This window comes from Streptomyces sp. NBC_00829 (assembly GCF_045161795.1).
In the GTDB taxonomy this organism is placed as follows: Bacteria; Actinomycetota; Actinomycetes; order Streptomycetales; family Streptomycetaceae; genus Streptomyces.
In genome coordinates this window covers 1,015,782-1,041,960 of the sequence record NZ_CP108867.1, presented here as the reverse complement: position 1 = coordinate 1,041,960, position 26,179 = coordinate 1,015,782, and the positions used below count along the sequence as shown (strand labels likewise).

Genomic DNA, 26,179 nt, shown 5'->3' with positions numbered 1-26,179 from the left:
CGTTAGGATCGGCCTCCTGATGACTGCCACTCTCGTCGCCAAGGATCTCGCCGCCGGACACGGTGACCGCTCTCTCTTCTCCGGGCTCGACCTCGTCGTCGCGCCCGGCGATGTGATCGGCCTCGTCGGAGTCAACGGCGCCGGCAAGTCCACACTGCTGCGCCTGCTCGCCGGACTCGACCGGCCGGAGCAGGGCGAGCTCAGGCTTTCCCCGCCCGGCGCCACCGTCGGCCACCTTCCGCAGGAACCCGAGCGCCGGGCCGGCGAGAGCGTGCGGGACTTCCTCGCCCGCCGGACCGGAGTTGCCGCCGCGCAGCGCGCGATGGACGAGGCCACCCAGGCGCTGGTCGACGGTGCTCCGGGCGCGGACGACGCGTACGCCGACAGCCTGGAACGCTGGCTCGCCCTCGGCGGCGCGGACCTCGACGAGCGCTCGGAGGAGGTCGCCGGCTCGCTCGGTCTGACCGTCGGGCTCGATCTGCCGATGACCGCGCTCTCCGGCGGCCAGGCCGCCCGCGCCGGACTCGCGTCGCTGCTCCTCTCGCGCTACGACGTGTTCCTGCTGGACGAGCCGACCAACGACCTCGACCTGGACGGACTCGACCGCCTCGAAACCTTTGTCCAGGGTCTGCGCGCGGGCACGGTCGTCGTCAGCCACGACCGTGAGTTCCTGACCCGTACCGTCACCAAGGTCCTCGAACTCGATCTCGCCCAGCAGCAGATCACCCTGTTCGGCGGCGGCTACACCGCCTATCTGGAGGAACGGGAGACCGCCCGCCGCCATGCCCGCGAGGACTTCGACGAGTACGCCGACAAGAAGGCCTCACTCGAAGGCCGCGCCCAGATGCAGCGCTCCTGGATGGACAAGGGCGTCAAGAACGCCCGCCGCAAGGCGACCGACAGCGACAAACTCGGCCGTAAGTTCCGTAGTGAGTCCAGCGAGAAGCAGGCGGCGAAGGCCCGCCAGACCCAGCGCATGATCGAACGCCTCGATGTGGTGGAGGAGCCCCGCAAGGAGTGGGAGCTGCGGATGGAGATCGCGTCCGCACCGCGCTCCGGCTCCGTCGTGGCGACCCTGCGCGACGCCGAGGTACGCCGTGGCGACTTCACCTTCGGCCCGGTCTCGCTCCAGATCGACTGGGCCGATCGCGTCGCCGTCACCGGCGCCAACGGTGCCGGCAAATCCACCCTGCTCGCCGCCCTGCTGGGACGACTGCCCCTGGACGCCGGCCATGCCTCGCTCGGCTCGGGCGTCGTGGTCGGCGAGGTCGACCAGGCCCGCGGACTCTTCTACGGCACTGAGACGCTGCTCGACGCCTTCTGCGCGGCCGTCCCCGAGACCGAGCCCGCCGAAGTACGCACGCTGCTCGCCAAGTTCGGCCTGAAGGCCGAACACGTACTGCGCCCGGCCACCACGCTCTCACCGGGCGAGCGGACCCGCGCGGCGCTGGCGCTCCTCCAGGGCAGGGGCGTCAATCTCCTCGTCCTGGATGAGCCGACCAACCACCTCGACCTCGTGGCGATCGAGCAGCTGGAGTCGGCCCTCGACTCGTACACCGGCACCCTGCTCCTGGTCACGCACGACCGCAGGATGCTCGACGCGGTCCGCACGACACGGCGTGTCGAGGTGGCCGACGGCAAGGTCACCGAGCTCTGACGGCCCTCCCCGGGACGAACGGTCCCTGACGCGACGTCACCCGCAATGGGCGCACACCACGCGCGCCGACGGCACGCCGTACGCACGGGGTCCCGCAGCCACCCGGCTGCGGGACCCCGCCCGTCCTGAGGATCAGGGCGTCGGCATCGTCCCTGCTCAGCGACGCCGGTCGGGATCCGTGAGACCCGCGCGCCGGAGCGCGTCCGCCATCGCGCTGTTCGCCGGCGGGGGAGCCTGGCGCTCGCCGCCGCGGTCCCCGCGTCCGCCGCCCTGCTGACGACGCTGCTGAGGCGGCCGGCCGCCGCGCTCACCCCGCTCGCGGGGCTGCTTCGGGCCGCCCGTCTTCGGGGCGGCCTCGTCCTCGAGCCGCAGTGTCAGCGAGATGCGCTTGCGCGGGATGTCGATGTCCAGAACCTTCACCTTGACCACGTCCCCCGGCTTCACCACGTCCCGCGGGTCCTTGACGAAGGTCTTCGACATGGCCGACACATGGACCAGGCCGTCCTGGTGGACACCGATGTCCACGAACGCGCCGAAGGCCGCCACATTGGTCACCACACCTTCGAGGACCATCCCGGGCGCCAGGTCGCCCAGCTTCTCCACGCCCTCCTTGAAGGTGGCCGTCTTGAACGCCGGCCGCGGGTCGCGCCCCGGCTTCTCCAGCTCCCGCAGAATGTCCGTCACCGTCGGCAGACCGAAGGTGTCGTCGACGTAGTCCGCGGGCTTCAGCGAGCGCAGCACCGGAGCGTTCCCGATCAGCAAGGCGACCTCCTCACCGGCCGTCTTGACCATGCGCCGCACCACCGGATACGCCTCCGGGTGCACGCTGGAGGAGTCCAGCGGGTCCTCCCCGCCCCGGATCCGCAGGAAGCCCGCGCACTGCTCGTACGCCTTGGGGCCGAGGCGCGCCACGTCCTTCAGCGCCTTGCGGGAGCGGAAGGGGCCATGGGCGTCGCGGTGCGCCACGATGTTCTCGGCGAGCCCGGTGCCGATGCCGGAGACCCGCGAGAGCAGCGGGGTGGAGGCGGTGTTGACGTCGACGCCGACGCCGTTCACACAGTCCTCGACGACCGCGTCGAGCGAGCGTGAGAGCTTCACCTCGGACAGATCGTGCTGGTACTGCCCGACGCCGATCGACTTGGGGTCGATCTTGACCAGCTCGGCCAGCGGGTCCTGGAGGCGGCGCGCGATCGAGACGGCGCCACGCAGCGACACATCGAGGCCCGGCAGCTCCTGCGAGGCGAAGGCGGACGCGGAGTACACCGAGGCGCCCGCCTCGGAGACCATCACCTTGGTCAGCCCCAGCTCCGGGTGCTTGGTGAGCAGTTCACCAGCGAGTTTGTCGGTCTCGCGGGACGCCGTGCCGTTGCCGATGGCCACCAGGTCGACCGAGTGCTCCTTGGCGAGGCGCGCCAGCTTGGCCAGCGACTCGTCCCACTTGTTCGCCGGGACGTGCGGATAGATCGTGTCGGTGGCGACGACCTTGCCCGTGGCGTCGACGACGGCGACCTTCACGCCCGTACGGAAACCGGGGTCGAGGCCGAGCGTCGCGCGGGTGCCCGCGGGCGCGGCGAGCAGCAGATCCCGCAGATTCGCGGCGAAGACCCGTACCGCCTCGTCCTCGGCCGCCGTGCGCAGCCGCAGCCGCAGATCGATCCCCAGGTGCACCAGAATCCGGGTCCGCCAGGCCCAGCGCACCGTGTCGCCGAGCCACTTGTCACCGGGACGTCCGCGGTCGGCGACACCGAACCGGCGGGCGATCGACGACTCGTACAGGGAAGGACCGGGCTGCTCGGACGGCTCCTCGGGCTCCAGGACCAGGTCGAGTACGTCCTCCTTCTCGCCCCGGAACATCGCCAGCACCCGGTGCGAGGGCAGCTCCTTGAACGGCTCGGCGAAGTCGAAGTAGTCGGCGAACTTCGCGCCCGCCTCCTCCTTGCCCTCGCGCACCTTCGCAGCCAGCCGTCCGCGCGTCCACATGCGCTCGCGCAGCTCGCCGATCAGGTCGGCGTCCTCGGAGAACCGCTCCGTCAGGATCGCCCGCGCGCCGTCCAGAGCCGCGGCGGCGTCCGCGACGCCCTTGTCCGCGTCGACGAACGCGGCGGCGGCCGCGTGGGGATCCACCGACGGGTCGCCGAGCAGCCCGTCCGCGAGCGGCGCGAGGCCGGCCTCGCGCGCGATCTGTGCCTTGGTGCGCCGCTTGGGCTTGAAGGGCAGGTAGATGTCCTCCAGGCGTGCCTTGGTGTCGGCGGCGCGGATCCGCGCCTCCAGAGCCTCGTCGAGTTTGCCCTGTTCGCGCACGGACTCGAGGATCGCGGTCCGCCGCTCCTCCAGCTCGCGCAGATACCGCAGCCGCTCCTCGAGCGTGCGCAGCTGCGCGTCGTCGAGCATCTCGGTCGCTTCCTTGCGGTAGCGCGCGATGAACGGCACGGTCGACCCGCCGTCGAGCAGCTCGACGGCCGCCTTCACCTGCCGCTCCCGTACGCCGAGCTCCTCGGCGATCCTGCCTTCGATGGACGTCGTCACGGTTTTCCCGACTCGCCTTCTCGTGCTGGCTGTGCTTGAGAGTGCATTGTGCCGGGTGGCCGGGGGCTGTGTCGCGCGCCGTCTCGGACACGCGCTGTCCGGTGGGGCTCAGCCCTAGCCGCTGACGTCCTCGGGGAACGCGCCGGCGGCCACCACGGTCATCAGGAAGCCGCGTGCCAGATCGGTGAGCCGCTCGACGTCCTCGGCGCCAAGATGCTCGTACGGGGCACGGTCGATGCGATCGGTGCTGTCCTCGACCTCGGCCCGCAGCGCGGTACCCGCCTCCGTCAACTCGCCCTCGGCGTCCAGCAGTCCACGCTCGCGCAGCCGGTCCTGGGCGGCCTCCCAGTCCGTGCGGCGCCAGCCGCGGGTGGACAGGATCCAGCGCGGCGCCGCGCCCTTCCCGGTCGCGGTGTGGCTCACCAGCGCCTCGACGGGGTCGAGCCCGGCGGAGAGCAGCGCCGCGAGGTGGCCGTCGCCGCGGTGTTCGCGCAGCAGGGTCGCGCCGTGCCAGTAGGCGAGGTGCGGCTCCTTGGGAACAGGCAGGTCCGCGTGCGCCGCGTACAGCGGCCGGGCGTGGGGTGTGCACGCCTCGGCGGCGCGCAGCGCGAGCCGTGCGGCCTCCGCCAGCTCCTCGGACGCCAGCGCCTCCTCGCCGAGCAGCCGCCGCAGTGTGCGGTCGACGGCGCGCAGTTTGGCCTCAAGCACCGTTTCGGGGGAAGCGATGTCCCATACGGCGGGCAGGTGCTGGGCGACCAGTTCGGGATTGAAGTTGTAGAAGGCCGCGGCGACCGTGCCCGGTCCCACGGCGCCCATCGCGGCTCCGCGCGCGGCGAAGTACGCGGCACTCGCATCCTCGATGCCGAGCCGTGCGAGCTCGCTCCCGAGATCGGGCGAGAAGTAGACCGACGAGTGCAGCAGGTTGAGGGAGTTGTGACAGCGGCGGCCGGCGCGCGGGGGTAGAGAGCTCATACGGACATGTTACCGACTGGTCGGTACGTCGTGAAGGCCGGGCCGGCGATGGCGGGAAAGGAGGGGTACAGGACTGCTCCTGCAGAGGGCTCTGTATCTGCTCGGCCGGATCGCGGGCGACGAGGTGGCCCAGACGGTGCGGCTGCTCACGGAGTACGACTCGCAGCCACCGTACGACGCGGGCTCGCCGCACAAGGCCCCGGCGCAGTTGGTTGTGCGGTGGCGGGGCAGGCGGAGGCCGCACTCGCCGCGCAGGGCTGACCGGAGGTCCCGTCATCCGTTCCAGGTGAAGAGCGGCGCGCGCCGCTCCAGGAAGGCGGCGACCCCCTCCGCGGGGTCGCCGCTCGTGCGCTGCTGCTCCTCCCAGTGAGCGTCGCGGTCGGTGCGGCCCGTCGCGAACTCCTTGGCCGCGGCCTGCGTGAGCAACGAGCGCGAAGCGAGGATCCGGGTGAACTCCGCGGTGCGCTTGCCCAGTTCGCCCTTGGGCAGCACCTCGTCGACCAGCCCGGTGCGCAGCGCCCGCGCCGTGTCGATCAACTCGCCCGAGAAGAGGAGATGCTTGGCCGCCGCCGGCCCCACCAGTGAGACGAGGCGGCGCGTGGAGGAGGCCGGATAGACGAGACCGAGCTTCGCGGGCGTCACCCCGAAGAGGGCGTCCTCCTGCGCGAACCGCAGATCGCAGGCCGCGGCGAGCTGGCAGCCGCCGCCCACGCAGTAGCCGCGTACCGCGGCGAGCGTCGGCTTGGGGAACGCGGCGAGCGCCTCCTCGGCCCGCACGGCGAGCGCCTGCGGGCCCTCGCCGGGCTCGCGGAGCGAGGAGATGTCGGCGCCGGCGCAGAAGGTCGGTCCCTCGCCGGTCAGCACCAAAGCGCGCACCGCCTCGTCACAGGCGAGCTCCGAGAGCAGCGCGGGCAGCGCCCGCCACATCTGGGCCGTCATCGCGTTGCGCTTGGCGGGATTGCTGATGACGACGGTGGCGACCCCGTCCGTGACGGTGTGTGCCAACTGCGGCTGCGGTCCCGACCGCTCCAACGGCTCCATGTGCCGGATGGTATCCGCCGTCCCCCGACCTATGATCAGGAAGGGGTCCCGATGCGGGCGGCCGGCCGCTTCTTCCTGTCGGCGCTGCCCTTCGACGGACCGCCGAGCGCAGCGGCCACCAGAGCATGCATATGGTCGTAGAAGCGAAAACGCCGACCATTCCGTCAGAAGAAGATCAGGAAGGGTCGCACAACTGACTCTGTCATACCCGCACGGTCAAAAAGTGTCGATTGGCGCTGACTTCTGTTCAGCGGGCCGGTCCGGACCAACCGACTCCCAACACTTGTTACTCGATGGTCAGGGGCAGTCGAGCCGAGGGTGGGTGCCGGACTATGGAGAGCCGCGGGAGCGTCCCGGCCCGGCCCCGTACGTACGAGGGCGTCTGGCGATTCACCGCTGCGGCGGTCGATGTCTCCGTCCCCCAGGCCCGGCACGCCGTCAGGGATCTGCTGAATCGTCAAGGCGTCCCCGCCGAGGACGACCTCGTCCAGGGACTGCTGCTGATCGTCTCGGAACTGGTCACCAATGCCGTACGGCACGCGGCCCTGCTCTCGCCCGAGGTCGCCGTCGAGGTCGCCATCGGCGCCGAGTGGATCCGCGTGTCCGTCGAGGACAACCATCCCTACCGGCCCAAGGCGCTGGAGACCGACTCCGGCCAGACCGGCGGGCGGGGTCTCCTGCTCGTGCGCGAGATCACCCTCGAAGCGGGCGGCTCCTGCGACGTCGAACACACGGCGAGCGGCGGAAAGATCATCTGGGCCGCGCTGCCACTGCTGCCACTGAGTCCGACGGACGGCACCACGCCCCTGTAGGGCGCCGTGCCGGTCCCCGTCACCAGCCGCCGGAGGGACCCGTCAGTTCCCTGATCGCCGGGCGCGCGGCATCCAGCACGGTCATGAACCAGGCCGAGAACGGCGCCTGGGCATGACGCTCGTCCAGCTCCTTCGGCGTCACGAACGCGGTCTCGCCGACCTCCTCCGGGTCCGGCCGCAGTGGAGCCTGCACCAGACCGACGAACAGGTGGTTGTACTCCTGCTCCACCAGCCCCGAGTCCGGGTCCGGATGGTTGTAGCGGACCGTGCCCGCCTCGGCGAGCAGCGAGGGCGAGATGCCCAGCTCCTCGTGCGTACGCCGGGCGGCAGCGGCGAACGGGGCCTCGCCGGGATACGGGTGGCCGCAGCAGGTGTTGGACCAGACACCGGGGGAGTGGTACTTCCCGCGGGCGCGGCGCTGGAGCAGCAGCCGCCCGTGCTCGTCGAAGAGGAACACCGAGAACGCCCGGTGCAGCTGCCCGGGCGCCTGATGGGCGGAGAGCTTCTCCGCGGTGCCGATGGTGTTGCCGTGCTCGTCGACCAGTTCGAGCAGGATCGCTTGGGGGGTTCCGTTCGACGTGCTGTTCGTCGCGGTGGCTGGTGAGGTCGGCATAACCATCCTTCGCATCGGTCCTCGGCGGCCCTGAGGGGCCTGCTCAGTGTGCCGTACAAAAGCGGCTTGTCCGCACATAGGCAGCTCGGGCATGTCCGCCTCCGCCGCGCCGGAACTCGGCGGCGGCGGTCTTGCCCGGTCAGACGCCGAACGCCTCCGGGAAGTGGATCGTGCCCTGCGGCACACCCTCGGAACCGTCGAGGGACAGCGCCATCAGAGCTTCGTCGGGCACCTCGAAAGTCGCCCTGATTCCGTACCGCGACGCGGGCACGAAGCCGAACCTCGGGTAGTACGACGGGTGCCCGAGGAGCAGCACCAGCCGCTCCCCGCGCACCCGCGCCGCATCGAGCACCGCCCGTACGACCGCCTGGCCCGCGCCGCCGCGCTGGTGCCCCGGAGCCACCGCCACGGGACCGAGCGCCGCCGTCGGAACGTCACCCACCCGGCATCGGGTGACCAGGGCGTACGCCGCGACCGAGCCGTCCGCCGCCTCGGCGACGTACGAGAGTCCCGGCAGCCATGCGCCGGCGTCCCCGCGCAGGGCGTCGACCAGACCCGCCTCGTCGGCGGTCGCGAAGGCGGCAGCGTTGAGCGCGCGCACCGCGGGTATGTCGGCGGCGGTCTCGGGACGGGTGTGCCAGCGCGCGTCGGCGGGGCGCAGCACATAGCCGGCGTAGCCGTACTCCGCGCCGTGGTCGCGGCGTATCGCGAGCTCCTCCCGGGTGGCGGCGAGCGCCTCGGCCATGCCCGGAGCCGATGCGTCAGCTGTATCCGCCCGCGCGCGGAGCGGGCCGTAGTACTCCTGCCAGTCGCTCTCGGGCTGCCGGTAAACGCCGAGGACGTTGTAGCCCGCCGCGAGGGCCGCCGAGGTGTTCGCTGCACTCGTACGCAGCGCGTAGTGCCGGTCCCAGAAGGCGCGGGCCTCGCCCGAGGGGTTCTCGGCCGTCCACTCGCACTCGGTGATCACCAGCGATCCGCCCGGCGCGAGCAGCCGCCGCCACCGCTCCAGCGCGGTGTCGAAGCCGATGCTGTAGGCGGAGCTCTCCGCCCAGACAAGGTCGAACGATCCGTCGGGGAAGGGGAGACGGCCCATGTCGGCGTTGAGGGTGCTGATCGCGCCGGAGAGCCCGCGGGCCTCGGCGGTGCGGCGCAACTCGTCGAGGAACGGCTGGTGCAGATCGACGGCTGTCACCTGTGCGCCGGCCTCGGCGGCCAGCAGCAGCGCACCGCGGCCCGGCCCGCACCCCAGATCGAGCACACGAGGCCGCTCCGGCAGCGGCCCGGCGAGAAGGAGCAGCCGCCGGGAGGTGTTGTCGGAACCGGGGCCCTGCCGTGGAAGGCCGTGGTGCAGGGCGAAGAACGCGTCGTGAGAAGCGGTGTCGGACAACGGGTGAACCTTCCGTCGGTGGCAGGGCCTGTCGGTGGCGGAACCTGACGTGTCAGTAGCAGAGCCTGGCCTCGTGCTCGGCATGGCCGACCGGCTCCAGCTGGAAGGTGCAGTGCTCCACGTCGAAGTGGCCCCCGATGCAGCCCTGGAGATCGTGCAGCAGTTTCTCGTGCCCCACCGCGTCCAGAACGTCCTGGCTCACCACCACGTGCGCGGAGAGCACCGGCATCCCCGAGGTGATCGTCCAGGCATGCAGATCGTGTACGTCCTCGACCCCGGGCAGCGCCACTATGTGGGCGCGCACCTCGGCCATGTCGACGCCCTGCGGGGCCGCCTCCAGCAGGACGTCGAGCGTCTCGCGCAGCAGCTTCCAGGTGCGCGGCACGATCATGAGGCCGATGAGCAGGGAGGCGATGGGGTCCGCGGCCTGCCAGCCGGTGGCGATGATGATGCCGGCCGACACCAGCACGGTCAGGGAGCCGAGGGTGTCGGCGAGTACTTCCAGATAGGCCCCGCGCACATTGAGGCTCTCCTTCTGGCCGCGCACCAGCAGGGAGAGCGAGATCATGTTGGCCACCAGACCGATCAGCGCGAAGACGACGGTCAGTCCGCCCCGGGTGTCGGCCGGGGTGATGAAGCGCTGCACCGCCTCGTACAGCAGAAAGCCGCCGACGACGATCAGCAGGAGACAGTTGGCGAGCGCGGCCAGGATCTCGGCCCGCGCGAAACCGAAGGTGCGATTGGCTCCCGCGGGACGGTTGGCGAAGTGGATCGCCAGCAGCGCCATCGCCAGCCCGACCGCGTCCGTCGCCATGTGCGCGGCGTCGGCGATCAGGGCGAGCGAGTCGGACAGGACACCACCGACGATCTCCAGGACCATCACGCCCAGCGTGATCGACAGGGCGATACGCAGCCGTCCCTTGTAGGCCGACGCCGCGGTGCCTGTCGGCAGCGGCCCGCCGTGTGAGTGCCCGTGGTCGTGCCCAGCCCCCATGAGAGACGCCTCCTGGTCATCGGAAGTGACTGCCGAGACCTCAGTCAACTACGGGTGGGGGGTATGGGGCAACACGGGACTGAACACCGTTGTCATATCGCCTGACCTGCGGAAACGCTGTGCAGGTCAGGGTGCTGCAAGATCAGTTCAGGCGGGCCGCGGGGTGCCGGAGGCACCAGCCCTCCCAGGCCGACCCGACCATCTCGCGCACCCCGCGCGAGGCCGTCCAGCCGAGCTCCTTGGCCACCAGATCCACCGAGGCGACAGCCCTGGCGGCATCGCCGGCGCGGCGCGGCTCGACCACGGGCCTGTCGGTGAATCCGGTCACCTCGGCCACCAGATCGGCCAGCTCGCGCACCGAGACGCCGGTTCCGCGGCCGATGTTGACCGTCAGGTCCCCGGCGCCGTCCTGCTCGGCCAGCCTGCGGGCAACCGCGAGGTGGGCCTCGGCGAGATCCGCGACATGGATGTAATCGCGGATGCAGGTGCCGTCCGGGGTGGGGTAGTCCGCGCCGAAGATCCTCGGGGCCTCACCACGGGTGATGCGGTCGAAGAACATCGGGATGATGTTGAACACCCCCGTGTCCGCCAGCTCCGGCCGTGCGGATCCGGCCACATTGAAGTAGCGCAGACAGGCCGTCGACAGGGAGTGCGCCCGGCCCGTGGCACGGACCAGCCACTCGCCCGCGAGCTTGGTCTCGCCGTACGGGTTGATGGGCTCGCACGGAGCGGACTCCGTGATCAGATCCATCTCCGGCACCCCGTAGACGGCGGCCGACGACGAAAAGAGGAACTGCTTCACATCCGCCTCGACGACCGCTTCGAGCAGCAGCGTCAGACCGTGCAGATTCTCCCGGTAGTAGCGCAGCGGCTGCTCGACGGACTCCCCGACCTGCTTCCTCGCCGCGAGATGCACGACACCGGTCACGGAGTGCTCGGCGAGGGTGCGGTCCAGGAGTTCCCGGTCCAGGACGGTCCCCCGGACCAGCGGAATCTCCTCGGGGAGCCGCTCGGGGACGCCCGACGAGATGTCGTCGAGGACGACGACGCGTTCACCGACTGCTGTCATCGCCCGCGCCACGTGCGCGCCGATGTACCCCGCTCCACCTGTGATCAGCCAAGTCATGACGGCCAGCCTAGGCCCTGGGGGTACGCGGTTTGTGGGCCGAGGCTTGGATCGACAATGATGATCTCGGTATGGTCACCTTCGGCGACCATGAACATGTCGAGCGGTGCGAAAACGGTCAGTGAACTCCCGTTTCCGTACATCCGATAGCCTCTGCCGACGAGCCGCCGCCCGTAGCCGGGCCGAGCCGCCGCGCCCCGCACCCTCAGCTCCAAGGAGTGAGTTCGTCTGTCGACCGCCATCCTCACCGGTCCGCCGGTACCCGGATCGTCGCTCGAGGGCGATCTGCGGTCGCTGGGCTTCGACGTGCAGCCCGCGCCCGGGGCCGCCCATGTCGCCGCGCTCCTCGATTCGCTCCCGGGCTCCGAACGCGTCGCCGTCGTGGACGCCCGGTTCGTCGGCCACGTCCACGCCCTGCGCCTGGCCCTCACGGATCCCCGCTTCCCGGCCGCCTCGGTCACCGGCGCCCTGACCGTGCAGCCGCAGGCGCGGGCCGCGCTGACCCGCGCCCTTGTCGCGGCCCCGGCCGGGGCGCCCGCCGCGGCCGTGCCGGACGACGGGACCGCGGCCGGTGCCGAGGCCGACGCCGGCGGCGCCCCCTCGGGGGTGCGGACCCCGGTGCGGACCGGCGCCGCGGGCATGGACGTGCTGCCCGACGTGCTCGCCGATGCCCTCGACGCCGACGGCACCACCGTGCACCGGCCCGAACTCGGATCGCTCGTGGCGACCGTGCCCGACGACCCCCAGACCCGTAACGAGGCCCGGCAGGCCGTCGCCGCCGTCGACGACGAGGCCGTACGCCTGCGCTCGGCGGTGAAGGCCCGCGACGGCTTCTTCACGACCTACTGCATCAGCCCGTACTCCCGCTACATCGCCCGCTGGTGCGCCCGCCGGGGACTGACCCCGAACCAGGTCACCACCGCCTCGCTGCTCACCGCCCTGATCGCGGCAGCCGCCGCGGCGACCGGCACCCGAGGCGGCTACATCGCGGCCGGTCTGCTGCTGATCTTCTCCTTCGTCCTGGACTGCACCGACGGGCAGCTCGCCCGCTACTCGCTGCAGTACTCGACGCTCGGCGCCTGGCTGGACGCGACCTTCGACAGAGCCAAGGAGTACGCCTACTACGCGGGCCTGGCACTGGGCGCCGCCCGTGGCGGCGACGACGTATGGGCGCTGGCGCTCGGCGCGATGGTGCTCCAGACCTGCCGCCATGTCGTGGACTTCTCCTTCAACGAGGCGAACCACGACGCGGTCTCCAACACCAGCCCCACCGCCGCCCTGTCCGACAAGCTCGACAGCGTCGGCTGGACGGTCTGGGTGCGCCGGATGATCGTGCTTCCGATCGGCGAGCGCTGGGCCATGATCGCCGTGCTCACCGCCGTGGCCACGCCCCGGATCGTCTTCTACGCGCTGCTCATCGGCTGCGGGTTCGCCGCCTGCTACACCACCGCCGGCCGCGTGCTGCGCTCCCTGACCCGCAAGGCGCAGCGCACGGACCGCGCGGCCCGCGCCCTCGCGGACCTTGCCGACTCCGGCCCGCTCGCCGAGGGCGTCGCCCACTCCCTCGCGCCGAGAGTGCGCGTGCTCCCCGCGCTCGCGCCGTTCGCGATCGCCCTGGCGGGCGGAGCCGCCCTCGTGGCGACCGCGGCGCTCACCGGCTACGGCTCGCCCTGGCCCCTCGTCCTGGCCGTCGTGTACGTCCTGACGTCGGGCATCGCCGTCGCCCGTCCGCTGGGGGGCGCGCTGGACTGGCTCGTGCCGCCGGTCTTCCGGGCCGCCGAGTACTGCACGATCCTGGCGCTCGCGGCCCACGCCGGGTCGAAGGAGGCCCTGCCCGCGGCATTCGGGCTGGTGGCGGCCGTCGCCTACCATCACTACGACACGGTGTACCGCATCCGCGGCGGTACGGGCGCGCCCCCGCACTGGCTGGTGCGGGTCATCGGCGGGCACGAGGGGCGGGTACTGGCAGTCGCACTGCTGGCCGTCCTGGTCACCGACGCAGACTTCACGATCGCGCTGACGGCGCTCGCGGGCGCCGTCGCACTCGTGGTGCTTGCGGAGAGCATCCGCTTCTGGGTGTCCTCCGGAGCACCCGCCGTACATGACGAAGGAGAACCCGCATGATCGGCCTCGTACTGGCAGCCGGTGCCGGACGGCGTCTTCGCCCCTACACCGACACGCTCCCGAAGGCCCTCGTGCCCGTCGACGGTGACACCACCGTCCTCGACCTCACCCTGGGGAACTTCGCCGAGATCGGCCTCACCGAGGCCGCGATCGTCGTCGGCTACCGCAAGGAGGCCGTCTATGAGCGCAAGGCCGCCCTGGAGGCGAAGTACGGCCTCAAGCTCACCCTCGTCGACAACGACAAGGCCGAGGAGTGGAACAACGCCTACTCGCTGTGGTGCGCCCGTGACGTCATCAAGCAGGGCGTGATCCTCGCCAACGGAGACACCGTCCACCCGGTCTCGGTCGAGCGGACGCTGCTCGACGCCCGCGGCCACGGCCGGAAGATCATCCTTGCGCTCGACACGGTGAAGAGCCTCGCCGACGAGGAGATGAAGGTGATCACCGCCGAGGGCAAGGGCGTGCGGCGCATCACCAAGCTGATGGACCCGGCCACCGCGGTCGGCGAGTACATCGGCGTCACGCTGATCGAGCCCGAGGCCGCCGAGGAACTGGCCGACGCGCTCAAGGTCACCTTCGAGCGCGACCCCGACCTCTACTACGAGGACGGCTACCAGGAGCTCGTCAACCGCGGCTTCACCGTGGACGTGGCCCCCATCGGCGACGTCAAGTGGGTCGAGATCGACAACCACGACGACCTCGCGAAGGGCCGTGAGATCGCGTGCCTGTACTGACCCGACTGATCCCGTCGCCGGTCGTCGTCGACATCACCCGTGGCGCCCTGGACGATCTGGCGGGCCTCCTGGCCGACCAGCGGATCTCCAGCTCCGGCAAGCTCGCGGTCGCGATCAGCGCCGGCTCCGGCCAGGCGCTGCGCGAGAAGCTCTCGCCGGTCCTGCCGGGCGCCGCCTGGTTCGAGGTCGCCGGCGGCACCATCGACTCGGCCGTCAAACTCGCCGACGACATGAGGGGCAAGCGGTACGACGCCGTGGTCGGCCTCGGCGGCGGCAAGGTCATCGACGTGGCCAAGTACGCCGCCGCGCGGGTCGGGCTGCCCATGGTCGCCGTCGCGACGAACCTGTCCCACGACGGCCTCTGCTCGCCGGTGTCCACGCTGGACAACGACAACGGGCGCGGCTCCTACGGCGTCCCGACGCCGATCGCGATCGTCATCGACCTCGACGTCATCCGCGAGGCCCCCGGCAGGTACGTGCGCTCCGGCATCGGGGACGCGATCTCGAACATCTCGGCCATCGCGGACTGGGAGCTGTCCCACCAGGTCACCGGCGAAGCCGTCGACGGCCTCGCCGCCGCCATGGGGCGCGTCGCCGGAGAGTCCGTGCTGCGCCACCCGGGCGGGGTCGGCGACGACGAGTTCCTCACGGTCCTCGCCGAGGCGCTCGTGCTCTCCGGTATCGCGATGTCGATCAGCGGCGACACCCGGCCCTCCTCGGGCGCCTGCCACGAGATCTGCCACGCCTTCGACCTGCTCTTTCCCCAGCGCGCCGCCAGCCACGGAGAGCAGGTCGGCCTCGGCGCGGCCTTCGCCATGCATCTGCGCGGCGCGCACGACCAGTCCGCGCTCTTCGCCGAGGTACTGCGCAGGCACGGCCTGCCCGTGCTGCCGGAGGAGATCGGCTTCAGCGTGGACGAGTTCGTCAGGGCCGTCGCCTACGCACCGCAGACCCGCCCCGGCCGCTTCACCATCCTTGAGCACCTCGACCTCTCCACCGACCAGATCAGGGACGCGTACGCCGACTATGCCAAGACCATCCGTAGCTGAACTCCGCCCGGTCGTTCACCCGGCGGGAGTGAAGGACCGGCGCAGCGGAGAGCACTGGGGCGGACGCCTGTACATGCGCGAGATCTCCCTGCGCATCACCCGTCGCCTGGTCACCACCAAGGTCACGCCGAACCAGCTGACCTATGTGATGACCATCTGCGGTGTTCTCGCCGCCCCGGCCCTGCTGGTGCCGGGCATCTGGGGCGCCGTCCTCGGCGTCGTCGCGGTTCAGCTGTACCTGCTGCTGGACTGCGTCGACGGAGAGGTCGCCCGCTGGAAGCAGCAGTTCTCGCTCTCGGGCGTCTATCTGGACCGTGTCGGCGCCTACCTGTGCGACGCGGCGGTCCTGGTCGGCTTCGGCCTGCGCGCCGCCGACCTCTGGGGACCCGGACAGATCGACTGGCTCTGGGCCTTCCTCGGTACCCTCGCCGCGCTCGGCGCGATCCTGATCAAAGCCGAGACCGACCTGGTCGGCGTCGCCCGCCACCAGGGAGGGCTGCCGCCGGTCAAGGACGCCGCCGCCGAGCCGCGTTCCTCCGGCATGGCGCTCGCCCGCCGGGCCGCCGCCGCGCTCAAGTTCCACCGGCTGATCCTCGGCATCGAGGCTTCGCTGCTCATCCTCGCGCTGGCCGTGGTGGACCAGGTCCGGGGCGACCTGTTCTTCTCGCGGCTCGGCGTCGCCGTCCTCGCCGGCATCGCGCTGCTGCAGACGGTGCTGCACCTGGTGTCCGTCCTCGTCTCCAGCAGGCTGAAGTGAGTGCCGCCGTGAAGCCGCTCAAGCTCGGCGCCGTCATCATCACGATGGGCAACCGCCCCGACGATCTGCGCGCCCTCCTCGACTCGGTCGCCAAGCAGGACGGTGACCCGATCGAGGTGGTCGTCGTCGGCAACGGAGCCCCCGTGACCGGCGTGCCCGAGGCCGTCCGCACGGTGGACCTGCCCGACAACTTGGGCATCCCCGGCGGTCGCAACGTCGGCATCGAGGCGTTCGGCCCCTGCGGCTCGGACGTCGACGTGCTGCTCTTCCTCGACGACGACGGCCTGCTGCCCAACAGTGACACCGGCGAGCTGGTGCGCGAGGCCTTCGCGGCCGATCCGGGCCTCGGCATCGTCAGCTTCCGTATCGCCGACCCCGAGACCGGGCTCACCCAGCGCCGCCACGTCCCGCGGCTGCGCGCCTCCGACCCCATGCGCTCCTCGCGCGTGACAACGTTTCTCGGCGGTGCCAACGCCGTGCGGACGACGGTCCTCGCCGAGGTCGGCACCCTGCCCGACGAGTTCTTCTACGCCCACGAGGAGACGGATCTCGCCTGGCGTGCGCTGGACGCGGGCTGGGCGATCGACTACCGCTCCGACATGGTGCTGTTCCACCCGACGATGCCGCCGTCCCGGCACGCGGTCTACCACCGCATGGTGGCCCGCAACCGGGTCTGGCTCGCCCGCCGTAATCTGCCCGCGCCCCTGGTCCCCCTCTACCTCGGTGTCTGGGTGCTCCTCACGCTGCTGCGCCGCCCTTCGAAGGCTGCCCTGAAGGCCTGGTTCGGCGGCTTCAAGGAGGGCTGGCGGACACCCTGCGGTCCCCGTCGGCCCATGAAGTGGCGTACGGTATGGCGGCTCACCCGACTGGGCCGACCTCCCATCGTCTGACAAGCTCGGTTTCTGAGACCATTCGGGCGTACTCCGGGAACCGGCGACGCCCCAAGCCGCGCCCGAACTGCCGCGCATCTTGAACACGAAAGTTTCAACTTGTGAGTGACACAATCCACGACGGTGGTGTGATCGTGATGAGCGCCCCGCCATCCCCCGACGAGGGCCTCTCCTCGGCGGAGCTCGCCGCCAAGTACGGCCTCGCGGTGAGCGGTGCCCGGCCCGGGCTTGTCGAGTACATCGGGCAGCTGTGGAGCCGGCGCCACTTCATCCTGGCCTTCTCGCAGGCCAAGCTGACCGCCCAGTACAGCCAGGCGAAGCTGGGCCAGCTGTGGCAGGTGGCGACCCCGCTGCTCAACGCGCTCGTCTACTACCTGATCTTCGCGCTGATCCTGGGGACGAAGAAGGGTATCTCCAACGAGGTCTTCATTCCGTTTCTGGTGACGGGTGTCTTCGTCTTCACCTTCACCCAGAGCTCGGTGATGGCGGGCGTGCGGGCGATCGCGGGCAATCTCGGGCTTGTGCGCGCACTGCACTTCCCACGGGCGTCCCTGCCGATCTCCTTCGCCCTGCAGCAGCTCCAGCAGCTGATGTTCTCGATGGTCGTGCTGTTCCTGATCGCGATCGCGTTCGGCAGCTATCCGTCGCTGTCCTGGCTGCTGATCATTCCGGCCCTGGTGCTGCAGTTCGTGTTCAACACCGGCCTCGCGCTGATGATGGCGAGGATGGGCAGCAAGACGCCCGACCTCGCGCAGCTGATGCCGTTCATCATGCGGACCTGGATGTACGCGTCCGGCGTGATGTTCTCCATCCCGGTGATGCTCAAGGGCAAGCCGTCCTGGATCGCCGATGTGCTGCAATGGAACCCCGCGGCCATCTACATGGATCTCGTCCGTTTCGGGCTCATCAAGGGCTACGGATCCGAGAACCTGCCGCCGCACGTCTGGGCGTTCGCGGTCGGCTGGGCGGTTCTGTTCGGCGTCGTCGGGTTCGTGTACTTCTGGAAGGCTGAGGAACGGTACGGCCGTGGCTGAAGACAAGATCCAGGAACGCATCCCCACCGTCATCGCGGACGACGTGCACATCGTCTACCGCGTGCACGGCGGAGCGGGCGGCAAGGGCAGCGCCACCGCCGCACTGAGCCGGATCGTGGGGCGGGACAAGGGCGAGTCCCGGCGGGTGCGCAAGGTGCACGCCGTGCGCGGTGTCTCGTTCACGGCGTACCGCGGCGAGGCGATCGGTCTCATCGGAACCAACGGCTCCGGCAAGTCGACCCTGCTGCGCGCCATAGCCGGACTCCTGCCCACGGAGCACGGCAAGGTCTACACCGACGGCCAGCCCTCCCTGCTCGGCGTGAACGCCGCGCTCATGGGCGACCTGACCGGTGAGCGCAACGTCATCCTCGGTGGACTGGCCATGGGCATGTCCCGCGAGGAAGTCCGGGAGCGCTACCAGGACATCGTCGACTTCTCCGGGATCAACGAGAAGGGCGACTTCATCACCCTCCCGATGCGCACCTACTCCTCGGGCATGGGCGCGCGGCTGAGGTTCGCCATCGCGGCGGCCAAGGACCACGACGTGCTGATGATCGACGAGGCGCTGGCCACCGGTGACCGGAAGTTCCAGATCCGCTCCGAGCAGCGCATTCGCGAGCTGCGCAAGGAAGCGGGCACGGTCTTCCTGGTCAGCCACAGCCTCGGCTCGATCAGGGACACCTGTGACCGCGTCCTGTGGCTGGAAAAGGGCGAGCTCCTGATGGACGGGCCCACGGGCGAGGTCCTCAAGGCGTACGAGAAGGAGACCGGCAAGTAGCCGGACGTGACGGTGACCGGCAGGCGGCCGGACCCCTCAGTTCCAGGAGAATCTCCCGAAGAAGGCTCCCGCCGCTGCATCCTGGCGGGGGCCTTCCGCGTCTCTGGGGGGACGAAGGCGTGTGCCGCGGTCGACAACCGGGCCCGGTCGTCAAGCCAAGGTCAACTCCCCTTTCGCAGGGGAAGGTTGGCCGGGATTGAAGTGTTCTTGTAATGCGCGGAACACCCCGACGTATCACTGGGCGTTGTACAACGTAAGCTGTACCGGTGCTGAATCGCGGCAATCGGGGCGATACCCCCTAGGCATCCCGTCCGCCAGGCGGTCTCCCCCAGTCGGGAGGACCGGCGGCGTGTCCGAAATAGGATGGATTGGATCGGCAGTGTAGAACGGGAGATGTGACGGCAATGACGGAAAATCTCCAGCTCCGCGAGGCTTTCGCCGTCCCCGCACCGGGCAGCTCCGTATGACGGGCACCCGGCAGGCGGGCCCCGCCGCGTCCGCGCGCGCCACGCTCGACAAGGCCGCGGACGAGAACTTTCCCGTAGCCCCCTTCTTTCTGCCGCGCGCCTGGCGCGACGACCTGATGGCGGTGTACGGCTACGCCCGTCTTGTCGACGACATCGGCGACGGCGACCTGGCTCCCGGCGGCGCGGACGCCCGCCACTTGGGCGTCGACCCCGCGAACGCCGACGACCGGCTCATGATGCTGGACGCCTTCGAGACGGACCTGCGCCGCGTTTTCGCCACGGGCGGCACGGCGCGCCACCCGCTGCTGCGCGCGCTCCAGCCGGTCGTGCGCCGCCGCTCGCTGACCCCCGAGCCCTTCATCGGGCTGATCGAGGCCAACCGCCAGGACCAGCTGGTCGGGCGCTACGAGACCTATGACGAGCTCGTGGCCTACTGCGAGCTCTCCGCCAATCCGGTCGGCCGGCTCGTGCTCAAGATCACCGGGGCCGACAGTCCCGAGCGCGTGCGCCGCTCCGACGCCGTCTGCACCGCGCTCCAGATCGTCGAGCACCTCCAGGACGTGCGCGAGGACCTCGGCCGTGACCGGATCTATCTGCCCGCGCAGGACATGCGGCGCTTCCAGGTCACCGAGGCCGACCTCGCCGCCCCGGCCGCGGGCGCATCGGTGCGCGCGCTGATCGCGTACGAAGCCGGACGCGCCCGCCAACTGCTGAACGAAGGCACTCCGCTCGTGGGGAGCGTCCAAGGCAGGCTGCGGCTTCTGCTCGCCGGGTTCGTGGCCGGGGGACGAGCGGCCCTCACCGCGATCGCGGCGACCGGACACGACGTCCTGCCCGGACCGCCCAGGCCGACCAAGGCGCGTCTGCTGCGTGAAGTGGGAGCAGTCTTGCGAAGAGCGCGTAGAGAGGGGTGAGCCGGACGATGGAGGGACCGACAGAGGTGTCGGCGCCGGTGCAGGCCGCGTACAGCTACTGCGAAACCGTCACCGGTCAGCAGGCGCGTAACTTCGCCTACGGGATCAGACTGCTGCCGACCGACAAGCGGCAGGCCATGTCGGCGCTCTACGCGTTCTCGCGGCGCATCGACGACATCGGCGACGGAGCGCTCACGCCCGAGGCCAAGCGGGAGCGGCTGGAAAGTACCCGCGACGTCCTGCACCGGATCCGCGAAGGCGTCGTCGCCGAGGACGACACCGACCCCGTGGCCGTCGCCCTCGCGGACGCGGCGCACCGCTTCCCGATCCCGCTCGGCGGACTCGACGAGCTCATCGACGGCGTGCTGATGGACGTCAGCGGCAAGACCTACGAGACCTGGGACGACCTCAAGGTCTACTGCCGCTGCGTCGCGGGCGCGATCGGGCGGCTCTCGCTCGGCGTGTTCGGCACCCAGCCCGGCGCACGCGGCATCGAGCGTGCCTCCGAGTACGCCGACACCCTGGGGCTCGCCCTCCAACTCACCAACATTCTCAGGGACGTTCGCGAGGACGCGGCCAACGGGCGCACCTATCTGCCCGCGGACGACCTTGCCAAGTTCGGCTGCTCCGAGGGCTTCCACACCGCCACCCCGCCGCCCGGCTCCGACTTCGCGGGCATGGTCCACTTCGAAGTGCGGCGCGCCCGCACCCTGTTCGCCGAGGGATACCGGCTGCTGCCCATGCTCGACCGGCGCAGCGGCGCCTGTGTCGCCGCGATGGCCGGCATCTACCGGCGCCTGCTCGACCGCATCGAACGCGACCCCGAGGCGGTGCTGCGCGGCCGGGTGTCCCTGCCCGGCCGCGAGAAGGCGTACGTCGCCGTCCGCGGGCTGTCCGGACTTGACGCCCGGCACATCACCCGGCAGACCCACAGGGGGCGGGTCTGATGCGGACGTATGCCCACGAGCGGCGCGCAACCGTCCCGCCCGGCGCGGCGTCCCTGACTGCGACGGCCGTCACCGGCCCGGGGGAGGTCGCATGAGGGACGACGACATGCGGTCACGGCACGCGGTGGTGGTCGGCGGCGGAATCGCCGGAGTCACCGCGGCGCTGCGGCTCGCCGACGCGGGAGTGGGCGTCACTCTGGTCGAGGGCCGCCCGCGACTGGGCGGTCTCGTCTTCTCCTTCCGCCGCGGCGACCTCACCGTCGACAACGGTCAGCATGTGTACCTGCGCTGCTGCACCGCCTACCGCTGGTTCCTCGACCGGATCGACGGCGCTGGCCTCGCTCCCCTCCAGGACCGGCTGGACGTCCCCGTGCTGGACGTCGCACGCCCGCACGGCCCGCGCCTCGGACGGCTGCGCCGCACCGCACTGCCCGTGCCCCTGCACCTCGCCGCAAGCCTTGCCACGTATCCGCATCTGTCGCTCGCCGAGCGGGCGAGTGTCGGGCGCGCCGCACTCGCCCTGAAGAGGCTCGACCCGGCCGACCCGGCGCTCGACGGCATCGACTTCGGCACCTGGCTGTGCCGTCACGGCCAGTCGCAGCGCACCGTCGAGGCCCTGTGGGACCTGGTCGGCGTGGCCACACTCAACGCCACGGCGCCGAACGCCTCGATGGGCCTCGCCGCGATGGTCTTCAAGACCGGACTGCTCTCCGAGCCCGGTGCGGCCGACATCGGCTGGGCGCGCGTGCCCCTCGGGGAACTCCACGACACGCTCGCCCGCAAGGCCCTCGACTCGGCCGGCGTACGCACCGAACTGTCCACCCGGGTCCGTGCCGTCTCCCGCGGCGAATCGGGGCGCTGGCGCGTCGACGTGGACGGCGAGCAGCTCGACGCGGACACCGTCGTCCTCGCCGTACCGCAGCGAGAGGCCCACGCCCTGCTGCCCGAAGGCGCCCTCGAGGACCCCGACAGACTCCTCGACATCGGCACCGCACCGATCCTCAACATCCACGTGCTGTACGACCGCAAGGTGCTGCGCCGCCCCTTCTTCGCCGCGCTGGGCACACCGGTCCAGTGGGTCTTCGACCGTACCGAGGCGTCGGGGCTCGCCGACGGGCAGTATCTGGCCCTGTCCCAGTCCGCCGCCGAAGACGAGATCGACACGCCGGTCGCCGCCCTGCGTGAGCGGTATCTGCCCGAGCTGGAGCGGCTGTTGCCCGGCGCTCGTGGTGCCCAGGTGCGGGACTTCTTCGTCACCCGGGAGCGGACGGCGACCTTCGCTCCCGCCCCGGGCGTCGGGAGGCTGCGCCCCGCCGCGCGCACGCGCGCCCCGGGCCTGTACCTTGCGGGCGCGTGGACCGCCACCGGCTGGCCCGCGACCATGGAGAGTGCCGTACGCAGCGGCTTCAGCGCCGCCGGCGCCGCGCTCTCCGCGCTCGGCCGTCCCCATGAACATCCGCTCAAGGAGGCGGCGTGAGCACCAGTACTGGAACAAGAGGAGAGACCGTGCCGACTGTGCCCTCGGCGAACCCGGCTGATGTCACCGCAGCCGGAGGAGAGAGCCTGGACATCCTTGCGCTGCTGGAGCGCGGGCGGACGATGTCCACCCCGGTGCTGCGTGCCGCAGTCGACCGGCTCGCGCCCCCCATGGACACCGTCGCCGCCTATCACTTCGGCTGGATCGACGCCGAGGGGCGGCCCGCCGACGGCGACGGCGGCAAGGCCGTACGGCCCGCGCTCGCGCTCCTGTCCGCCGAGGCGGCCGGGGCGGCGCCCGAGGTCGGCGTTCCCGGCGCCGTCGCCGTGGAGCTGGTGCACAACTTCTCGCTGCTGCACGACGACCTGATGGACGGCGACGAGCAGCGCCGCCACCGCGACACCGTGTGGAAGGTCCATGGACCCGCCCAGGCGATCCTCGTCGGCGACGCGCTGTTCGCCCTCGCCGGTGAGATCCTGCTGGAGCTCGGCACCGTGGAGGCGGGCCGCGCCACGCGCCGGCTGACCACCGCCACGCGCAAGCTGATCGACGGTCAGGCCCAGGACATCTCCTACGAGCTTCGTGAGCGGGTCACCGTCGAGGAGTGCCTGGAGATGGAGGGCAACAAGACGGGCGCGCTGCTGGCCTGCGCCTGCTCCATCGGCGCGGTCCTCGGCGGGGCGGACGACAAGATGGCCGACACGCTGGAGGCGTACGGCTACCACCTCGGCCTCGCCTTCCAGGCGGTCGACGATCTGCTGGGCATCTGGGGCGACCCGGTGGCCACCGGCAAGCAGACCTGGAGCGATCTGCGTCAGCGCAAGAAGTCCCTGCCGGTCGTGGCCGCCCTCGCCGCGGGTGGTGCGGCGTCGCAGCGCCTCGGCGAGCTGCTCGCGGCCGACGCGAAGAGCAGTGACTTCGAGAGCTTCTCCGAGGAGGAGTTCGCCACCAGGGCAGCCCTGATCGAGGAGTCGGGCGGACGCGAGTGGACCTCCCAGGAGGCCCGCAGGCAGCATGCGATCGCCATCGAGGCGCTGGACCGCGTCGACATGCCGGGCAAGGTAAGGGCTCAGCTCACCGCGCTCGCCGACTTCGTCGTCGTACGAAAGAGATGATCGCCATCACCCTCATATGAATCGCAGTCGCCGGCCGGTGCACGGGAAACCGGGTGCCGGCCGACGGAGACCCCAGCACAGCAGAGACCCACTGCATCGAAGGGGAAGCCATGACAGCGACGACCGACGGAAGCAGCGGGCCCGCGGGGGCCGGCGCAACCGCGGCCAGTGAAACGACCGACACGGCCCTTGAGACGAGCGACGTCCTGCGGAGCGCCGGTCACGCGGCCGAACGCTCCGTCGAGTACCTCCTGGGCCGGCAGGACGCCCAGGGCTGGTGGAAGGGCGACCTCGAGACCAATGTGACCATGGACGCCGAGGATCTGCTGCTGCGTCAGTTCCTCGGAATCCTGGACACCCAGACCGCCCGGGCGGCGGGCCGCTTCATCCGGGGAGAGCAGCGCGAGGACGGCACCTGGGCCACCTTCTACCGAGGGCCCGGCGAACTGTCCGCCACCATCGAGGCGTACGTCGCCCTGCGGCTGGCCGGTGACCGGCCGGACGACCCGCACATGGCCCGCGCATCCGCCTGGATCAGGGACCAGGGCGGCATCGCCGCGAGCCGGGTGTTCACCCGGATCTGGCTGGCGCTTTTCGGCTGGTGGAAGTGGGACGACCTTCCCGAGCTGCCGCCCGAACTGATCTTCCTGCCCAAGTGGCTTCCGCTGAACATCTATGACTTCGGCTGCTGGGCGCGTCAGACGATCGTGCCGCTCACGGTCGTCTCGGCGAAGCGCCCGGTGCGGCCCGCGCCCTTCGCGCTCGACGAGCTGCACACCGACGCACGGCTTCCGAACCCAGCCAAGCCCCTTGCCCCGGCCGTGAGTTGGGACGGCTTCTTCCAGCGGACCGACAAGCTGCTGCATGCGTACCACAAGGTCGCACCGCGGGGGGTGCGTCGGCTCGCGATGAACGCCGCGGCGCGCTGGATCATCGAACGCCAGGAGAACGACGGCTGCTGGGGCGGGATCCAGCCGCCCGCGGTGTACTCCGTCATCGCGCTCCATCTGCTCGGTTACGACCTCGGCCATCCGGTGATGCGCGCCGGGCTTGAGTCGCTGGACCGTTTCGCCATCTGGCGCGAGGACGGCGCCCGCATGATCGAAGCCTGCCAGTCGCCCGTCTGGGACACCTGCCTCGCCACCATCGCACTGGCCGACGCGGGACTGCCCGCCGACCACCCGGCGCTCGTCAGGGCCGCCGACTGGATGCTCGGAGAGGAGATCGTGAGGCCTGGCGACTGGGCTGTGCGCAGGCCGGGGCTGGCCCCGGGCGGCTGGGCGTTCGAGTTCCACAACGACAACTACCCCGACATCGACGACACGGCCGAGGTCATCCTCGCCCTGCGCCGGGTCAGGCACCCGGACCCGCATCAGGTCGACGCGGCGGTCGCGCGGGCCGGCCGCTGGACCATGGGGATGCAGTCGAAGAACGGCGCCTGGGCCGCGTTCGACGCCGACAACACCAGCGCCTTCCCCGACCGGCTGCCGTTCTGCGACTTCGGCGAGGTGATCGATCCGCCCTCCGCCGACGTCACCGCGCATGTCGTCGAGATGCTGGCGTACGAGGGCAGGGCCCACCACCCGCGCACCCGGCGCGGTATCGACTGGCTCCTCGCCGAACAGGAGGCCAGCGGGGCGTGGTTCGGACGCTGGGGCGTCAACTACGTCTACGGCACGGGGTCGGTGGTGCCCGCGCTGACCGCGGCAGGACTGCCCCTCTCGCACCCGGCGATCCGCCGGGCCGTGCGCTGGCTCGAATCCGTACAGAACGACGACGGAGGCTGGGGAGAGGACCTGCGCTCCTACCGGGAGGAGCGGTGGATCGGCCATGGCGCCTCCACCGCCTCCCAGACGGCCTGGGCGCTGATGGCGCTCCTCGCGGCGGGGGAGCGGGAGAGCAGGACGGTCGAGCGGGGCGTGGCCTGGCTCACCGGGACGCAGCAGGCGGACGGGTCCTGGGACGAGCCCTACTTCACCGGCACCGGCTTCCCCTGGGACTTCTCGATCAACTACCACCTCTACCGTCAGGTGTTCCCGCTCACGGCGCTCGGCCGCTACGTCCACGGTGAGCCCTTCGCAGGCCGTGCGGACCACCGTAAGGGGGGCTGATGGACGGATCCGCGGAGCTGTCCGGCTCCACCGCTCCGCTGCTGATCGCCTGCGCGCTCGGCATCGAGAAGCTCGCCCTGCGCAGCGGCGACCGCAGCGGGGCGCGCGGTCCGCTGACCGTGCTGCGCACCGGAATGGGTCCGCAGAGTGCGGAGCGTGCCGTGCTCGGCGCGCTGGGTGAGGGGCGCCTGCGGGACGCGGTGGTCGTCGCGTCCGGCTTCTGTGCGGGGCTCGCCCCGGGGATGCACCCCGGGGATCTGGTGGTCGCCGACGAGACCCGCCACGCCGACGGCTCGACGGCCTGCACGGACACGGAACTGCTGGTCAAGGCGGTGTCCCGGGCAGTGCCCGGCCGCACCGTGCACACCGGCCCGCTGACCGGCTCCGATCATGTCGTGCGGGGGCACGAAAGGGCAGAACTGCGCGCCACCGGGGCGATCGCGGTGGACATGGAGTCCGCGGCCACGCTCCGCAGCGCTCTGCGCGCCGGGCCCCGCCCGGTTGCGGCCGTCCGGGTGGTCGTGGACGCTCCAGAGCATGAGCTGGTCCGTATTGGCACGGTGCGCGGTGGAATATCAGCCTTCCGTGTTCTTCGTGCCGTCCTTCCTGCATTCTTCGAATGGCACCGTTCTTTGCTGCTCCCCAGGAGGTGAG

Annotated in this window: 22 protein-coding genes and 1 pseudogene; 16 read left to right on the top strand and 7 right to left on the bottom strand. The window is 70.9% G+C overall.

Annotation, left to right across the window (positions count from 1 at the left end; all coding sequences use genetic code 11):
* Positions 1 to 19 precede the first annotated feature (19 nt).
* Positions 20 to 1,657, top strand: a complete 1,638-nt coding sequence (locus OG293_RS04385; protein WP_405997429.1) for an ABC-F family ATP-binding cassette domain-containing protein — start codon at positions 20 to 22, stop codon at positions 1,655 to 1,657.
* A 156-nt stretch (positions 1,658 to 1,813) separates the two neighbouring features.
* Here the strand turns inward: OG293_RS04385 and OG293_RS04380 are convergent, their stop codons facing one another.
* Both OG293_RS04380 and OG293_RS04375 read right to left on the bottom strand, forming a co-directional pair.
* The gene (locus OG293_RS04380; protein WP_405997428.1) at positions 1,814 to 4,183 is read right to left on the bottom strand and encodes a Tex family protein; all 2,370 of its coding nucleotides are present in this window, start codon (positions 4,181 to 4,183) and stop codon (positions 1,814 to 1,816) included.
* A 114-nt stretch (positions 4,184 to 4,297) separates the two neighbouring features.
* Complete coding sequence (locus OG293_RS04375; RefSeq protein ID WP_405997427.1) at positions 4,298 to 5,155, bottom strand: SCO6745 family protein; 858 nt, start codon at positions 5,153 to 5,155, stop codon at positions 4,298 to 4,300.
* Positions 5,156 to 5,234: 79 nt separating this feature from the next.
* Here OG293_RS04375 and OG293_RS04370 point away from each other — a divergent pair.
* Positions 5,235 to 5,393 (top strand): annotated as a pseudogene (locus OG293_RS04370) (DJ-1/PfpI family protein); the annotation flags it as partial.
* Positions 5,394 to 5,428: 35 nt separating this feature from the next.
* On the opposite strand, the gene OG293_RS04365 reads toward OG293_RS04370, so the two are convergent.
* On the bottom strand, positions 5,429 to 6,196 hold the full coding sequence (locus OG293_RS04365; RefSeq protein WP_405997426.1) for an enoyl-CoA hydratase/isomerase family protein: 768 nt from the start codon (positions 6,194 to 6,196) through the stop codon (positions 5,429 to 5,431).
* A 332-nt stretch (positions 6,197 to 6,528) separates the two neighbouring features.
* Between OG293_RS04365 and OG293_RS04360 the strand changes: the two genes are divergently transcribed.
* The gene (locus OG293_RS04360; protein ID WP_405997425.1) at positions 6,529 to 7,008 is read left to right on the top strand and encodes an ATP-binding protein; all 480 of its coding nucleotides are present in this window, start codon (positions 6,529 to 6,531) and stop codon (positions 7,006 to 7,008) included.
* A gap of 19 nt (positions 7,009 to 7,027) precedes the next feature.
* On the opposite strand, the gene idi is transcribed toward OG293_RS04360, so the two are convergent.
* From idi to galE, 4 genes are all read right to left on the bottom strand, one after another.
* Entirely contained in the window at positions 7,028 to 7,621 is a 594-nt protein-coding gene (gene idi, locus OG293_RS04355) for an isopentenyl-diphosphate Delta-isomerase (RefSeq protein ID WP_405997424.1), read from the bottom strand.
* A 139-nt stretch (positions 7,622 to 7,760) separates the two neighbouring features.
* On the bottom strand, positions 7,761 to 9,008 hold the full coding sequence (locus tag OG293_RS04350) for a bifunctional class I SAM-dependent methyltransferase/N-acetyltransferase (RefSeq protein ID WP_405997423.1): 1,248 nt from the start codon (positions 9,006 to 9,008) through the stop codon (positions 7,761 to 7,763).
* A gap of 52 nt (positions 9,009 to 9,060) precedes the next feature.
* On the bottom strand, positions 9,061 to 10,002 hold the full coding sequence (locus tag OG293_RS04345) for a cation diffusion facilitator family transporter (protein ID WP_405997422.1): 942 nt from the start codon (positions 10,000 to 10,002) through the stop codon (positions 9,061 to 9,063).
* Positions 10,003 to 10,144: 142 nt separating this feature from the next.
* Positions 10,145 to 11,128, bottom strand: coding sequence for a UDP-glucose 4-epimerase GalE (gene galE, locus OG293_RS04340; RefSeq protein WP_405997421.1), 984 nt, complete (start codon positions 11,126 to 11,128; stop codon positions 10,145 to 10,147).
* A gap of 228 nt (positions 11,129 to 11,356) precedes the next feature.
* On the opposite strand from galE, the gene OG293_RS04335 reads away from it, so the two are divergent.
* The 13 genes from OG293_RS04335 (at position 11,357) to OG293_RS04275 (ending at position 26,178) form a co-directional block, all read left to right on the top strand.
* Entirely contained in the window at positions 11,357 to 13,252 is a 1,896-nt protein-coding gene (locus OG293_RS04335) for a DUF5941 domain-containing protein (RefSeq protein ID WP_406003499.1), read from the top strand.
* Positions 13,249 to 13,986 (top strand): sugar phosphate nucleotidyltransferase, encoded by a 738-nt coding sequence (locus OG293_RS04330; RefSeq protein WP_405997420.1) that lies wholly within the window; start codon positions 13,249 to 13,251, stop codon positions 13,984 to 13,986. The genes OG293_RS04335 and OG293_RS04330 overlap by 4 nt, the downstream gene beginning before the upstream one ends.
* Positions 13,974 to 15,035 (top strand): iron-containing alcohol dehydrogenase family protein, encoded by a 1,062-nt coding sequence (locus OG293_RS04325; RefSeq protein ID WP_405997419.1) that lies wholly within the window; start codon positions 13,974 to 13,976, stop codon positions 15,033 to 15,035. The genes OG293_RS04330 and OG293_RS04325 overlap by 13 nt, the downstream gene beginning before the upstream one ends.
* On the top strand, positions 15,013 to 15,792 hold the full coding sequence (locus tag OG293_RS04320) for a CDP-alcohol phosphatidyltransferase family protein (RefSeq protein ID WP_405997418.1): 780 nt from the start codon (positions 15,013 to 15,015) through the stop codon (positions 15,790 to 15,792). The genes OG293_RS04325 and OG293_RS04320 overlap by 23 nt, the downstream gene beginning before the upstream one ends.
* Positions 15,793 to 15,836: 44 nt before the next feature.
* Positions 15,837 to 16,682: a glycosyltransferase family 2 protein gene (locus tag OG293_RS04315; RefSeq protein WP_406003498.1), complete on the top strand. Its 846-nt coding sequence runs from the start codon at positions 15,837 to 15,839 to the stop codon at positions 16,680 to 16,682.
* Positions 16,683 to 16,783: 101 nt separating this feature from the next.
* Complete coding sequence (locus OG293_RS04310) at positions 16,784 to 17,716, top strand: ABC transporter permease (protein WP_405997417.1); 933 nt, start codon at positions 16,784 to 16,786, stop codon at positions 17,714 to 17,716.
* Positions 17,709 to 18,494 carry an ABC transporter ATP-binding protein gene (locus OG293_RS04305; RefSeq protein WP_405997416.1) on the top strand — a complete coding sequence of 262 codons (786 nt, stop codon included), beginning with the start codon at positions 17,709 to 17,711 and terminating at the stop codon, positions 18,492 to 18,494. The genes OG293_RS04310 and OG293_RS04305 overlap by 8 nt, the downstream gene beginning before the upstream one ends.
* Before the next feature lie 463 nt (positions 18,495 to 18,957).
* Positions 18,958 to 19,875, top strand: coding sequence for a squalene synthase HpnC (gene hpnC, locus OG293_RS04300; RefSeq protein ID WP_405997415.1), 918 nt, complete (start codon positions 18,958 to 18,960; stop codon positions 19,873 to 19,875).
* Positions 19,876 to 19,883: 8 nt separating this feature from the next.
* Positions 19,884 to 20,822 carry a presqualene diphosphate synthase HpnD gene (hpnD, locus tag OG293_RS04295; protein WP_405997414.1) on the top strand — a complete coding sequence of 313 codons (939 nt, stop codon included), beginning with the start codon at positions 19,884 to 19,886 and terminating at the stop codon, positions 20,820 to 20,822.
* Positions 20,823 to 20,913: 91 nt separating this feature from the next.
* Positions 20,914 to 22,299, top strand: a complete 1,386-nt coding sequence (hpnE, locus tag OG293_RS04290; protein WP_405997413.1) for a hydroxysqualene dehydroxylase HpnE — start codon at positions 20,914 to 20,916, stop codon at positions 22,297 to 22,299.
* 38 nt (positions 22,300 to 22,337) lie between these two features.
* Entirely contained in the window at positions 22,338 to 23,414 is a 1,077-nt protein-coding gene (locus OG293_RS04285; protein WP_406003497.1) for a polyprenyl synthetase family protein, read from the top strand.
* A gap of 110 nt (positions 23,415 to 23,524) precedes the next feature.
* A complete protein-coding gene (gene shc / locus OG293_RS04280) occupies positions 23,525 to 25,525 on the top strand; it encodes a squalene--hopene cyclase (RefSeq protein WP_405997412.1) in 2,001 nt (666 codons plus the stop codon).
* Complete coding sequence (locus OG293_RS04275) at positions 25,525 to 26,178, top strand: 1-hydroxy-2-methyl-2-butenyl 4-diphosphate reductase (protein ID WP_405997411.1); 654 nt, start codon at positions 25,525 to 25,527, stop codon at positions 26,176 to 26,178. The genes shc and OG293_RS04275 overlap by 1 nt, the downstream gene beginning before the upstream one ends.
* Position 26,179 lies beyond the last annotated feature (1 nt).

What these genes read in the sequence shown, in the direction of transcription:
- OG293_RS04385 (WP_405997429.1), top strand. Translation starts at nt 20, where the DNA reads ATGACTGCCACTCTCGTCGCCAAGGATCTCGCCGCCGGACACGGTGAC.
- OG293_RS04375 (WP_405997427.1), bottom strand. Translation starts at nt 5,155, where the DNA reads ATGAGCTCTCTACCCCCGCGCGCCGGCCGCCGCTGTCACAACTCCCTC.
- OG293_RS04365 (WP_405997426.1), bottom strand. Translation starts at nt 6,196, where the DNA reads ATGGAGCCGTTGGAGCGGTCGGGACCGCAGCCGCAGTTGGCACACACC.
- OG293_RS04360 (WP_405997425.1), top strand. Translation starts at nt 6,529, where the DNA reads ATGGAGAGCCGCGGGAGCGTCCCGGCCCGGCCCCGTACGTACGAGGGC.
- idi (WP_405997424.1), bottom strand. Translation starts at nt 7,621, where the DNA reads ATGCCGACCTCACCAGCCACCGCGACGAACAGCACGTCGAACGGAACC.
- OG293_RS04345 (WP_405997422.1), bottom strand. Translation starts at nt 10,002, where the DNA reads ATGGGGGCTGGGCACGACCACGGGCACTCACACGGCGGGCCGCTGCCG.
- galE (WP_405997421.1), bottom strand. Translation starts at nt 11,128, where the DNA reads ATGACTTGGCTGATCACAGGTGGAGCGGGGTACATCGGCGCGCACGTG.
- OG293_RS04330 (WP_405997420.1), top strand. Translation starts at nt 13,249, where the DNA reads ATGATCGGCCTCGTACTGGCAGCCGGTGCCGGACGGCGTCTTCGCCCC.
- OG293_RS04320 (WP_405997418.1), top strand. Translation starts at nt 15,013, where the DNA reads ATGCCAAGACCATCCGTAGCTGAACTCCGCCCGGTCGTTCACCCGGCG.
- OG293_RS04315 (WP_406003498.1), top strand. Translation starts at nt 15,837, where the DNA reads ATGGGCAACCGCCCCGACGATCTGCGCGCCCTCCTCGACTCGGTCGCC.
- hpnC (WP_405997415.1), top strand. Translation starts at nt 18,958, where the DNA reads ATGACGGGCACCCGGCAGGCGGGCCCCGCCGCGTCCGCGCGCGCCACG.
- hpnD (WP_405997414.1), top strand. Translation starts at nt 19,884, where the DNA reads ATGGAGGGACCGACAGAGGTGTCGGCGCCGGTGCAGGCCGCGTACAGC.
- hpnE (WP_405997413.1), top strand. Translation starts at nt 20,914, where the DNA reads ATGAGGGACGACGACATGCGGTCACGGCACGCGGTGGTGGTCGGCGGC.
- shc (WP_405997412.1), top strand. Translation starts at nt 23,525, where the DNA reads ATGACAGCGACGACCGACGGAAGCAGCGGGCCCGCGGGGGCCGGCGCA.
- OG293_RS04275 (WP_405997411.1), top strand. Translation starts at nt 25,525, where the DNA reads ATGGACGGATCCGCGGAGCTGTCCGGCTCCACCGCTCCGCTGCTGATC.